General features: G+C 67.1%; 12 protein-coding genes. 9 read left to right on the top strand and 3 right to left on the bottom strand.

Features of this window, described 5'->3' with window-relative positions; all coding sequences use genetic code 11:
• Nucleotides 1-65: 65 nt before the first annotated feature.
• A complete protein-coding gene (locus tag RT2_RS13785; RefSeq protein WP_092776311.1) occupies nt 66-581 on the top strand; it encodes a serine O-acetyltransferase in 516 nt (171 codons plus the stop codon).
• Nucleotides 582-587: 6 nt separating this feature from the next.
• On the opposite strand, the gene RT2_RS13780 is transcribed toward RT2_RS13785, so the two are convergent.
• The 3 genes from RT2_RS13780 to RT2_RS13770 are packed head-to-tail and all read right to left on the bottom strand — an operon-like array spanning nt 588 to nt 4,146.
• Nucleotides 588-1,928 carry a lipopolysaccharide biosynthesis protein gene (locus RT2_RS13780; RefSeq protein ID WP_245709464.1) on the bottom strand — a complete coding sequence of 447 codons (1,341 nt, stop codon included), beginning with the start codon at nt 1,926-1,928 and terminating at the stop codon, nt 588-590.
• Nucleotides 1,925-2,878 carry a glycosyltransferase family 2 protein gene (locus tag RT2_RS13775; RefSeq protein WP_245709465.1) on the bottom strand — a complete coding sequence of 318 codons (954 nt, stop codon included), beginning with the start codon at nt 2,876-2,878 and terminating at the stop codon, nt 1,925-1,927. Before RT2_RS13775 ends, RT2_RS13780 begins: the two co-directional genes overlap by 4 nt.
• Nucleotides 2,875-4,146 carry a hypothetical protein gene (locus RT2_RS13770; protein WP_245709466.1) on the bottom strand — a complete coding sequence of 424 codons (1,272 nt, stop codon included), beginning with the start codon at nt 4,144-4,146 and terminating at the stop codon, nt 2,875-2,877. The genes RT2_RS13775 and RT2_RS13770 overlap by 4 nt, the downstream gene beginning before the upstream one ends.
• A gap of 215 nt (nt 4,147-4,361) precedes the next feature.
• Between RT2_RS13770 and RT2_RS13765 the strand changes: the two genes are divergently transcribed.
• The 8 genes from RT2_RS13765 (at nt 4,362) to RT2_RS13730 (ending at nt 12,272) form a co-directional block, all read left to right on the top strand.
• Nucleotides 4,362-4,820, top strand: a complete 459-nt coding sequence (locus RT2_RS13765; protein WP_307718214.1) for an LbetaH domain-containing protein — start codon at nt 4,362-4,364, stop codon at nt 4,818-4,820.
• 5 nt (nt 4,821-4,825) lie between these two features.
• Nucleotides 4,826-5,941: a glycosyltransferase gene (locus tag RT2_RS13760; RefSeq protein WP_072845359.1), complete on the top strand. Its 1,116-nt coding sequence runs from the start codon at nt 4,826-4,828 to the stop codon at nt 5,939-5,941.
• Nucleotides 5,942-5,967: 26 nt separating this feature from the next.
• Nucleotides 5,968-6,603, top strand: coding sequence for an SGNH/GDSL hydrolase family protein (locus RT2_RS13755; protein ID WP_245709467.1), 636 nt, complete (start codon nt 5,968-5,970; stop codon nt 6,601-6,603).
• Nucleotides 6,600-7,382 carry an SGNH/GDSL hydrolase family protein gene (locus RT2_RS13750; protein ID WP_072845358.1) on the top strand — a complete coding sequence of 261 codons (783 nt, stop codon included), beginning with the start codon at nt 6,600-6,602 and terminating at the stop codon, nt 7,380-7,382. Before RT2_RS13755 ends, RT2_RS13750 begins: the two co-directional genes overlap by 4 nt.
• Nucleotides 7,379-8,683 (top strand): Wzz/FepE/Etk N-terminal domain-containing protein, encoded by a 1,305-nt coding sequence (locus RT2_RS13745; protein ID WP_072845357.1) that lies wholly within the window; start codon nt 7,379-7,381, stop codon nt 8,681-8,683. Before RT2_RS13750 ends, RT2_RS13745 begins: the two co-directional genes overlap by 4 nt.
• Nucleotides 8,680-10,041, top strand: a complete 1,362-nt coding sequence (locus RT2_RS13740; protein WP_083577374.1) for a Wzz/FepE/Etk N-terminal domain-containing protein — start codon at nt 8,680-8,682, stop codon at nt 10,039-10,041. The genes RT2_RS13745 and RT2_RS13740 overlap by 4 nt, the downstream gene beginning before the upstream one ends.
• Nucleotides 10,042-10,146: 105 nt before the next feature.
• Nucleotides 10,147-10,908, top strand: coding sequence for a YveK family protein (locus RT2_RS13735; protein WP_072845355.1), 762 nt, complete (start codon nt 10,147-10,149; stop codon nt 10,906-10,908).
• Nucleotides 10,905-12,272, top strand: a complete 1,368-nt coding sequence (locus tag RT2_RS13730; RefSeq protein ID WP_083577373.1) for an O-antigen ligase family protein — start codon at nt 10,905-10,907, stop codon at nt 12,270-12,272. Before RT2_RS13735 ends, RT2_RS13730 begins: the two co-directional genes overlap by 4 nt.
• The last annotated feature ends 4 nt before the right edge of the window (nt 12,273-12,276 follow it).

The raw sequence follows: 12,276 nt of genomic DNA, 5'->3' as shown, positions 1-12,276 counted from the left end.
CAGTCCTGATCCGTGCTGCCCGTATTTGGGCCTGTCCGCTGTGGTGGGCCGTCAAACGCTCGGGAATGTCGGCGACTGTCGCTCTGGACGTCGACCGGTGGCTCGACTGCATCGGCAGCCAGGCCCTGTTGGAACTCGACCGCTACGCACGATTCGCCTACCTGGCCGGCGCACTGCCCGAGTTCCGCACCCTCGTCCACTACCGACTCCGTCCAGCCCACCCGGTGCTGCGTTTCGTTCTCCGCACGCTGTACCGGCCGGAGTCGACGCTCACGCTCGACGCCGAGCGGATCGGCCCCGGACTGTTCATCCAGCACGGCGTCGGAACCATCGTCACCGCCGAGTCCATCGGTGAATACTGCTGGATCAACCAACAGGTCACCATCGGGCACGACGCGAGGGGTCGGCCCACGCTCGGCGACCACGTCAGAGTCGGGGCAGGGGCCGTGGTACTGGGTCCGATCACGTTGCACGACAACGCGACCGTGGGCGCGAACGCCACGGTGATTCATGACGTCGCGGCCGGCGTCACCGTCGTCGCCCCGCTCGCTCGGCCACTCGCCGGCAGTCAGGACGAGTAGCCTCCCTCATTGGCTTGCAGGCGCACGGGGTCGCCGGCGAACCAGGGTCGGTACCCACAACAGGTCCGGAAGTACCTGAGCAGCAAGAACTCCCAGCGCCGCTGCACACACCACCCCGACGGCGCCGAACGGTCCGGCGACCACGACGCCGACGCCGAGGCTCGCCGTCGCCATCGCCGCGATCCAGCACGCCTGCCACCTAGCCTCGTTGGGCCTGGTCAGCAGTACGCTCGCGGGGAGGTGCATGGACTGGGCCACCAGGAGGACGCCGAATGCGAGGGCAAGCGCGGCGGACACCTCGATCCGCCCGCCCGAAAGGATCGACGCCACCCACGGCGCGAGTGTCGTCATGCCGACCGCGGCAATCGTGGCGAAGGCCGTAAACGCCGCCGTGAGCCGCCACCAGATTCGGACCGTTGTCTCCGCTGCGCCGCGTCGCTTCACGAAGACCGGCCAGTAGGCCATGCCGGCGGTCGAGAGCACCGACCAGCCGACCCCGTACATCTGAGCCATCAGTGCATACTCGGACAGCTCCGCGGGCGTGGACAGGTGCGAGAGCAGGATCCGACCGGTCTGCAGCCCGACCGGCAGCCCGACCCCCACAAGAAAGAGCCACAGGCTGCCCTCGAGCAGTCGTGTGTGGGCAGAGGAGTCGCTCACCGGCGCGAACGCCGACCAACCCAGGCCGGACAGGCGCAGCGCCGCCGCCGTGCCGATCAGGTGCCCAGCGAGCACCCCGCCCAACGCCGACAGCGCGTACCAGATACCGTCGACGCCGCACGCATACAGCAGCAGCGTCAACATCAGGGAGAATGCGGCACTGCTCATCAACACAAGCGTTGCCAGTTGATTGCGGTCGATTCCGATCAGGATGCGTACGCCCAGTCCCGCCGGAATCGTGAGCGCGAACAAGACAACGGCGACGGTGATCGCCCACCGGTCGTCGGGGCCGCTCGAGAACCCGATGAGCGATCCCCAGCCGTCGACAGCCATCACGGCGAGCGCGACTAAGACCAGCGCCGCGGCCACCACGAACAACACCCGATAGGCCCGACGGATGACGTCGACTTCGTGCGCGTCCCGGCCCGCACCGAGCAGCGATGCGCTGGCGTTGAGGACGACCGCCCCGATCCCGAGGTCGGCGAAGGGGAACAACAGGGTCACCGTGGCGACGAGGGACACCAGGCCGAACACGGCCTCCCCGGTTTCCCGCACAATGACGGCGGTGTTCACCAGGCCGAGGGCCGCCACGACCGGGGTACCGACGATGCGGTACACGGTGCCGCGAACCAGCGCGCGCTTCTCCTCGGGCGCGAGCTGGCTGGCCGGCACTGGTTGCACGGTCACGGGCTTTGTGCCGTCGCCGGGCGCCGTTCCGCTGGCCGGACCGCCGCTCGCGCCCGCAACGTGAGGACCCGCGCCGTGTTCATGGCCGCGTAGCCGAGCGCCCAGGGGCCGGGCCGGCCGTGGCGCAGCGCCGCCGAGATCGAATGTCGCACACCCCTGACTGATCGAGCCGACACAGCGGCGCTGACCGGGCTGGTGCAGAGGTAGTCTCCCCGCACTCGCGGCGATTCGCCGCTCAGATATTGCAGGCCCCAGCCGATGTACGCATCGGTGCGGTCGACAGTGCTGCGCGAGAGCGACTCGCCGTCTACGTGGTAGGTGCTGAGCACATCGGGGAGCTGGACGAAGTGCACGCCGGGCATGGCCGCCTGAACCCGGATCAACCAGCTCGGCTCGTCGTGCGGCGCGCCGGTGTCGGCGTCCCACCGCACCCTGCGAGCGACCTCGGTGGGGAAGCAGAGCGTCGATGTCTGTAGGACCGCGCCGCCGAACGTCAGGTCCGTGAAACGGAAGAGGTACTCCGCCACCGACTGGCCGGGTTCGATGATCCGTCGTGGCCACGTCCGCCGCCGGTCACCGGGACCCTCGACATCCATCCGGCACGAGGCAATCCATTGGTCTCCGGCGCAGGCCGCGACCGCGTCAAGTTGCCGGCGCAGCTTGTCGGGGCGCCACTCGTCGTCGTCGTCCAGTAGCGCGATCACCCTGCCGGTCGCTGCGTTGATACCCAATTGTCGGCACCGTGCCGGGCCTGCGCCCACGCCCGGCCTGAGCTGCACGATCCGCTCATCCGCCGGCAGCGACAGCGGGGCATCGGTGTCCGCCACCACGAGAATTTCTGCGGGGCGGTACGTCTGATCGAGGACGGACCGCACGGCGCGGGCGAGTGATGCCCGCCCCACCGTTGGGATCACGACACTGACCCGCGGTGTCACGGCCGGCCGGGTCATGGTGGACCGGTGTCCCCGACGACGGGACGGACGAAGTGGGCCGCCGAGTAGAACAACGCGATGCATGCGTAGACAGGGAGCGTGTTGTACGTCCACGGCGAGTACACCAGGTCCCAGATGCCCTGCACGGCAATGGTCACCACCAGGGGAGCCCACGCTCCGTACCGCTCGAGGTTCCACACCAGGCCGCAGCAGGCGACCAGCAGCCACAGTGGGAGCAGAGCCGCCAGTACGCCGCCCTCGACCCAAGACCCGAGCACGATCGAGTGCATAGCCGAATAGTCGCGGGGCGGCAGGCGCCAGTAGAGCTCGAAGGGGAAGGTGGGCGCGAAGCCCATCCGGACGGCGAGATGTTCCGCCGCGGTGTACAGATCCGGCGTCAGCTTCTGCGCGCTGCCCCAACCGAGCAGGGGGCGTTCGAGGATGGCGGTGATCGACATCGGCGGCTCGGTTCGAGCGGCGAGCAGCAGTGGCAGATGGGTCGCCTGCTGCTCGAGGGTCTTGTGTTGCAAAGCCGGTCCGAACACTCCCGCGCGGGCGACGATCGGCATTGCGTAGGCAATGGCGATGCCGAATACTGCGATCCCGCCGAACTGCCAACCGCGCGGGATCCGGGATCCGACGATCTGCCGGGTCAGCACGATCGCGGCCGAAACGAGGCAGATCGCCGCATGCGAACGGAAGTTGAGGCCGAGGCTGGCCAGCCCGAGCAGCATGAGTGTTGCAGGGAAGGCGAACCTCGGTAGGCGCGCCTTCCTCGCCATTCCGTACAGGATGAGAATCGTCACGGACTGCGCGATGCCGTACTTCCAGAGGTCCAGGAAGCTCCCGGTCCGGGTCAGCTCGATCCCGCGGATCAGAAAGAAGACCACGCTACCCGCAGCAACCCCTGCGAGGGCCGTGGCGATCGACGCCACCGCCCGGCCGGTGATGACCGTCAGCCCGACGAGATACAGAGAAAATGCCGCTGGCGCAATGGCATTCGGCCACAGCATGCTGACCCCGTTGACCAAGCCGGACACAATGTAGGAGATCCACCCCAGTGCGGCGAGTACCAGCGGTACCAACTCGATCCCGCGATGCTTCATCAGCAGAAATCCGGGCACCAGCAGTAGGCACACCACCGACAACCCGGTGACTGTGAAATTGGCGATCGGTACGAAAGATATGGCGCCGGCGGCGAATACGGCGACCTGTGCCAGTACGGCCCGCCGCGCGCGCTGTAATTCCGCGAACGTCCGGGCCGGTGCGAATCCGATACCGGCCATGAGTCATCCCCTTCACGGCTATGCCGGGGCGTGACTCAAACACTAGTGGCTCCCGACACACGGCGGGCGTAATCTCATAGCCGTTGTCTGCTGAACCAGTCGGTCACCGACCGGGGGAGGTACGCATGGCCAGCACGCGATCGACTCGGTCGTTGGCTGCTCGGCGCGGCCGTCCCTACGACAAGGGTCGTGGATTTCTCGCACAGTGCCTTTGGGTGGCGACATCCACTCTGCTGTTCACGCAGGTGTGGTGTCCCAACCGACTGCGGTGCGCCGCCCTGCGCTGGTTCGGCGCCGAGGTCGGTAAGGGTGTCCTGATCAAGCACCGGGTGAATGTCCAATGGCCGTGGAAGCTGTCGATCGGCAACGATTCCTGGATCGGGACCGGGGCCGACCTCTACAACATCGATCGCATAGTCATCGGCTCCGACGTGTGCATCTCCCAGTACGCCTACCTGTGCACGGGTAGCCATGACCGCAGGTCGCCGACCTTCGAGTTCGACAATGCGCCCATCGTCATCGAGGACGGCGCGTGGCTGTGCGCCAGGTCGATGGTCCTGCGTGGCGTCACTGTCGGCGCGAACTCGGTGGTCGGCGCGATGTCGGTGGTGTCGTCCGATATTCCGCCCGGGTGCTCCGTTCGGCCCCCCCAACCGAGTGTCGCGCCGGGCTGAGTCTCGTGCGAATCCTGCAGGTGGTGACGCTGATCAGCCCAGACGGGGCGTACGGCGGGCCCGCCCGCGTCGCGCTGAACCAGAGTGCGGAGCTGATTCGCCGTGGACACGAGACGATCATCGCGGCAGGCACTCGCGGGTATCCGGTCGTGCCGACCATGCTCGGCGAGGTCCCGGTTCGGCTGTTCCGCGCCCGCACTCTAGTCCCCGGCACCGGGTTCGCGGGCGTCGGTGCGCCCGGGCTTGGACGCTGGTTCCGCAGGCACCGCGCCGAGTTTGACGTGGTCCACATCCACCTCGGCCGCGACCTCGTGGTGCTGCCGCTGGCGGTGGCAGCGCGGCGTTACGGGGCCCCTTACGCACTGCAGACTCACGGCATGGTCGCGCCGTCCGGACATCCGCTCGCCGGCCCGTTGGACGCGGTGTGGACACACAAAGTGCTCCGCGGTGCCGGAACCGTGTTCTACCTGACTCCGACAGAGCGTGAACAACTCGTCGCCGTCGGGGGAGGATCGCTGCGACTGATGGAGCTCGGCAACGGGGTGCCGCACTCGACCCCGAACGCCGTCGACTCCGGCACGCCGGAGGTGCTCTTCGCCGCCCGCATGCATCCGCGAAAGCGTCCGACTGCGTTTGTCGAGATGGCACGACTCCTGCTGGACAGCGGTGTCGATGCGCGATTCACACTGGTCGGGCCCGACGAGGGTGAGGGAACAGCACTGCGCAGGTCGATCGGGGCTGACCCGCGGATCGTCTGGGAGGGCGCGCTCGAGTCGGCCGCAGTCCCATGTCGGATGGCCGCGGCCAGTGTGTACGTCCTTCCGTCTGTCCGCGAGCCGTATCCGATGTCGGTGCTCGAGGCGATGTCCGTCGGGGTTCCCGTGGTCGTCTCGAACGACTGCGGGCTGGCACCAACCGTCAGCCGGACCGGCAGCGGAATCGTCAGCGATCCCACGGCCCCCGCGCTGGCAGCCGCGGTCGGGGCCCTGCTCGGGGACCGCTCCTGGGCCGTGGAGATGGGGCGGCGAGGCCGATCGACGGTGCACCGCGAGTTCGGCATGGACGTCATCGCCGACCGGCTGTTGGCCACGTACACCGACCTGGTCGAGGGTTCGTCGTGACTCGCCGGCGCCGCGCCCTCCCGATCGTGTCGGCCGCTGCAGCAGTGATCCTGGTCGCAGCCCTGGCGACGGCCTCGGCGATCGCGCGAAGGAGCAACGAGGAGGCAGCACCTCCGCGCTCGCTGCGGATCGCAGTCGTCGGAGATGACTACACCGCCGGACGTCAGAACCGGGTGGTGTGGCCCACCCTGTTGGCCCAGCGCACCGGGTGGTCCGTGTCGAACTTCGCGCTTCCCGGCGCCGGCTACCTGGCGGACGGCGCGGGCGGGTACGCGTTCACCTATCAGGTGGACCGGGCCCGAGGCGCCGACCCCGATTTCATCCTGGTGGTCGGCGGCCTGAAGGACACTGGATTCCCCGAGGTGGCCCCGATCAACGCGGGTGCCATCGCCGCGATTCACAAGATCGTTCTCGGCGGCGAGAGACCCCTCTTGATCGGACCGACGTGGTACGAGACCCCGGTGCCGGAGGCGGTGAGCCGGGTGTCCGACGCGGTCCAGAGCGCCGCGAAGTCGACCGGCGTCCCCTACCTCGACGCCCTCGATCCTCCGTGGCTGTCGCCTCGCTTGATGCAGGCCGACCTCGCGTACCCCACGGACGAGGGCCAGTCGCTGCTCGCGGACAGGGTCGCGGCATGGGTCCGAACCGAGGTCGTCCGATGACGAGGCGACGGTGGCCGGACGTTGCCCTGATCGCGCTCGCCGCGGCGGTGCTGATCGGCCTGGCGGTGGTCGTCGCCTCCCCCGACACCGCGACGCCGACGCCGACGCCGGCGGCGGCGCCGGTGACCGGGCAGATCGACCGACCGCACCCCGATCCCGGGGCACCGCCGACCGTCCTGTTCATCGGTGACTCCTACACCGGCGGAAGCGGACCACTGGCGGAGATGTCCTATGCCTGCTTGGCGGCGGCCCGAATGCGGTGGCACTGCGACCTGTCGGCTGTGCCGGGGACCGGATACATCAGCGGCGGCCCCCCGAATCGTTTCGTCGTCAACGAGTACACCGGGGACTCGACGTCTTTCTCCGAACGCGTCCCCAAGCTCGCGGCCGGATACCAGCCCGACATCGTCGTCCTCGACGGTGGCCGGAACGACCTCTTCGCGCCCGGCGAGGACGTTTTCAAGGCAATGGCCTTCACCATCGGCGAGGCCCGCAGAGCTTGGCCCGCCGCGAAGATGGTGTTCCTCAGACCCCGGCTCCTCTCTAGCCCTCGCGACGATCTGGGATTCGACGACGGCTTCATGGCGCGCCTCGAATCCGACCCGGCGGCCGACGGTGTCCTCTTTCTCGACCCCATCGCGGACGCGCCGTTCGCCGACGGCGATACCTCCGCCCTGCTCGCCTCGGACGGGAAGCACCCTGATCCCCGCGGCGACGCGGAACTCGGCACGGCCCTGGTGGCGTCCCTGATCGCCCACGGCGTGGACCCCGCACCATGAGCGCCGTATTGCTCGACTACGGACGGGTCCTCCGGGAGCGATGGCGTTGGGTGGTGTGGGGGGCGCTCCTGGCTGTGGGGGCCGCCGTGGTCGTCCTGCTGCTGGCGCCTCCGCTCTACCGGTCGACGGCGACCGTCTTCATCCGGACACCCGGGGACGTCAGCCGTGCGGTCGACGGCGGTGACTCGTACGCCCAGCACCGTGCCGGAAACTACGTCGAGCTGGCCGACAGCACCGACCTCGCAGCACGGGTGGTGGGGGATCTCGGCATCGATCTGGCGCCCGAGACTCTCGCCGGGCGGACCACGGCGACCAACAGGCCGGGCACCGTGCTGATCGATGTCGCCGTCGACGCCCCGACGGCAGGAGAGGCCCAGCGGACCCTCACCGTGTTCCTGCCCGAGTATGCGGCGGCAGTACACGCGCTCGAAACTGTGACCGGTTCAGTGGTGCCCCGCGCGGAACTCGTCGTCGTCAACGACCCGAGTCTGCCCACCCGGGTCAGCTTCTGGGGAACGCCGCCGCTGGCGGTGTTGCTCGGGGCGTGCCTGGTCGGGATGCTCCTCGGGGCGACCGGTGCGGTGCTGCGTTCGATCTTCGACCGCTCGGTCCGTGATCCGCGCGACGCCGCCCGTATCACCGGCAGGCCGGTGCTCGGCACGATCGGCGATTGGCACGCCGGGACGACCATCGAGAATGCCCGTCTCATTCGGCGTCGCCTGCTCTCGGTGATGGGCGATCCCGACCGAGGCGTCATCGCGGTCGCCGAGCCCGCAGCCAGGTCGGCGACTGCCGCGGCAGCCGTCGTGCTGGCCGACGCGCTGCGTGTCCAGGGCGACTCTGTGATCCTGGTCGATCTCGATCAGGACTCCTGGGAGTTGACGAAACTCTTTGGTGTTCAAGGGCTTCCGGGCATCACAGACGTCCTTCTCGGCCATGCCGTTGTGCTGGAGGCAGTGCAGGCCTCGGGGAACGGACCACTGCTGGGGGCCGGCAGCGCAACCGACTATCCGAGGGACCCGATCGACCTGAACGCGGTACTCGACATCGTGGTGGAGCTCCGCGAGCACTACGACTGGGTGGTGCTCGCCTGCCCGTCGGCCGTGGTGGCAGACGCGATCGTCGGCGCGGTGGGCACGATTGTTCTGGTCGTTCGGCACGGTGTGACCACGGAGGACGAATTGCTCGACACGTCCGCGTCCCTGCCGGCGGCGACGACGGTGGCCGTGATTGTCGACCAGGTGCCCGAGCCGAGTGCCGTCAAGGTGTTTCGGTCCGGGGAAAGGACGAGTGCAAGATGAATGTGAGAACCTTCCTCGCCGCGGTCCGGCTGCACTGGAAGTTGTTTCTGACTGTCCTGCTCGCGTGCGTCGTCGTCGGTGTGGGCGGCGCGCTACTCGCACCGGGAAAGTACGCCTCGACCACCCAACTGCTGGTGTCGATCCAGGGGTCCGCGACGGCCACCGCGTACGAGAACGATCAGGTGGTGTGGGGGCGCGTCAATTCCTACGTCGAACTGCTGACCACCGAGGCTGTGAACCAGCGTGTCGTCGACAAATTGGGGCTGTCGCAGTCGGCGCGGGAACTCGCTGACAATGTCAGCGCCACGATCGTGCCGCCGAGGACCACGGTCATCGACCTCGCCGTGGCAGACGCGTCACCGGACCAGGCGCGACTGCTTGCCAACACGCTTGCCGGCGAGTTCATCGCGTACACCGGCGCACTCGAGACACCCACCGGTATGGACGGCCAGAAGGTGCACACCACCGTCGTCACCTCGGCGAGCACGCCGCACCGGCGGCTTCCTGGACCACTGACGTTCGGAGCCCTCGGCGCGCTGGTGGGCTTGGTGCTGGGCGCGGTCGCCGTGTGGGTGCGGTCCCGGATGGACCCCGTCGTGCGGACCGCGGAGCGAGCTGCCGCGGTCTCCGGGCTGCCGGTGCTCGGATCGGTCTCGTCTGCGCAGGTGGCGGATGCGGAGTCTCTCGACGGGTATCGCCGGCTGCGCACGCGACTACTGTCCGGATGGTCGGGCGAGGTCGCCGATCCTGCCCTGGTGTGGGTGGTGACCTGTGCGGCTGCGGAAACGAGCACTGTGCGACTGGCGTCGAACCTGGGCAGCGCCCTGGCGTCGAGCGGAGGCCGGGTGATCATCGTCGACACCGACCCGACGGGAGAGATCGGCGATTGGGAGGTCGAATCCCACCCGGGGTTGTTCGATGTGCTAGCGGGGTCGGCGTCGGTGGACCAGGCGATCCGTTCCCGGTTCGACCGGCTACCGGACGTCCTGGCCGCGGGCTTCTGGGAGGGGGATCCCGCCGACCGTTTGGCGACGAGCACCATGCGGACGCTGGTACACCGCCTCCGCACGGACTACACGCACGTGGTCATCGCGGCGCCGCCCGTGCTGTCGACGGTTGCCGCCTCCACCGTGAGTGAGTACGCCGACGGCGTTCTGCTCGTCGTGGTCCTGGGGGCCACCCGGCGACGGGACCTCGTGCGCGCCGCTGAGGACCTGCGGATGACGGGTGCGCCTGTTGCCGGGATCGTGATCTGTACGGAGCAGGGGGAAGCGCCGGAGCCCGATGTTGAGTCGACGGGCCGATCAGGTCCGGACGTAGCCGACGAAACCCGTCCGTGGGTGATCTCAGATCGGTAATCTGAGAGCACTCGAAGCTTCCGAGGTCGGCCGTGCAGCGGCGACGGCCATCTCGGAGCGCACGGATGAGGCATTCTCATACGATGGCGAGGGGGGACGAAGGACGTGGACCTCTTCGACGTCGTGAAGGCCTGCTTCAGGCGCTGGTATGTCGTACTTCCGCTGCTACTCGTAACCGCGTGGTTCAGCTACCAGTCCTACAGTTCGGTCACGCCCGTCTACTACTCGAATACAGTAATAGGCCTCGCGCAGCCTAGTTCTCGGGTGGAACACGTTGACGCAGGGGTCCCGCTACCGCGAAACGGGCTCCTCGACATCGGCGGAGCACAACTGATCACCAATATGGCGGCGCTCGGATTGGAACAGCAGTCGGTAGTCGACCGGGTCGTGGCGGCCGGCGGCCTGCCCCATTACGTCGCCAAGATGTTCCCGGTGCCCAGCACCCTCCCGCAGCCGCCACTCATTCTGATCGAGGTCACCGACGCGGACCCGGACGCAGTCTCCAGGACGCTCGGACTCGTGATCGCGCAGACTGAGATCACCCTCAGGACGTTGCAGGAACAGGCCCGAGTGCCAAACGACCAGATGGTCGCAATGTTCGTGGTGTTACCGCCGACAGCCCCAGTCGCAGGCATGCCGAGCCGATTGAAGTCGACACTAGCGATCTTTATTGTCGGCGCCGGGCTGTCGGTTCTGGTGACCGTGCTAATCGACGTCTTGTTGACACGCCGCAGATCACGCGCCCAGCAGCGACGGCAGCCACAGTCCGAGGCCGCCACGCGACCCGATTCCGATCAACTGCCCGACGGAGTTCCCCGGCCGATCGACGCCACTCCGGCACCCAAGGGTTCCACGGAAGCCACATGACGACCAAGCCGCTCGGCGCGGCATCCAGCTCGACCGACGGCCCGCGACCCGTCGACGCAGGCGAACCCCGCGAACGGACACCATGGCTGCTCGGGTTCCTCTGCCTGTTGATTCCAATTCTGCCGAGCTTTTCGGTTCTGCCGGGACCTCTGAAAAGCAATGGCTCGCCAGCAAAATTGATTGCGGTTCTGTTGTTCGGCCTGGTCATGCTCGGCTTCGTGTTTGTCCGGCGAACCGCGTCAAGCCGATCAATTCGCCCTGGTGTCGTCATCATGCTGCTCTACCTACTGCTCCAACTCGCGATCTACGGAGTCGGACTCCATCGTGTCGACAACGCGGTCGTTCAAGGCAGCATGACCCGCGCGCTGATAAATCTGGTCGCGAACGTCGGCGTGGCACTATACATCATCGTGCGGGTCCGGACCGCGCGGGGGCGCAACTTTGTTCTTGGCTGCCTCGCAACAGGACTCGCCTTCGCCTGTCTGGTCGGACTTCTGCAATCCGTGGCGAATATCGACTTGCGGTTCCTCTTCCAGCCACCTGGATTCGTGACCAACTCGGATGAGCTCGAGATGGGCGAGCGCTGGGGCGCAAAGCGCGTCGTGGGCACCTCGCAACACGCTATCGAGTTCTCAGTACTAGCCGCAGTAGCGGTGCCCTTGGCCATATATTTTGCCCGCAATGCGGCGAAACGGCAGGTCCGGTGGGCTGCCGTGGCGGCATGCGGGTTGGCGTTGGTGTCGATGCCGGCGGCGGTCTCGAGAACGGGCATTATTGCACTCGCCACGGCTTTCCTTGTGTACATGTGGAATTTCAACGTCCGTCAGCTCGCTATTGGGCTCGCGGTCGGATGTACGGTTCTCGCCGTATACATCGCGACATTTCCTGACATCGCAATTGCGTTGTGGAACACTACCGTCGCATCGGAGACGGACCCGAGTGTACTCTCCAGGACTTCAGACTACGCCATGGTGTCGCAGACCTTTCGTGAGCATCCGGTGTTCGGCCTCGGCCTCGGTGCCACGCCACCAACCGTGTACGGGTATCTGGACAATGAATTTCTACAGGCAGTTGTGCAGGGCGGTATCGTCGGCGTCGCGGCGATAATGGTGCTGGCGGCCGGAGGCATCTTCGGCATTGCTGCCGCACTGCGAGGCGCCACAACTACACGAGAACGAGAGCAGGCATACTCACTTGGATCGATCTTCATCGCTATTATCGTCTGCGCTTCCACTTTCGACCTTTTTAACTTCCAGCAAGTAACCCGCATACTTTTTGTCATCTTCGGTCTGCTGTGGTCCAATTTTGCCGTCCCATTGCAAGAATCCGAAACGGCACCGGCGGATTCCCATTCTGATCATTAGTGTG

Source organism: Rhodococcus tukisamuensis NBRC 100609, from assembly GCF_001894985.1.
GTDB classification, from domain to species: Bacteria; Actinomycetota; Actinomycetes; order Mycobacteriales; family Mycobacteriaceae; genus Rhodococcus_G; species Rhodococcus_G tukisamuensis.
The sequence above is the reverse complement of the archived record's forward strand: the minus strand, read 5'-3'. Positions and strand labels throughout refer to the sequence as shown.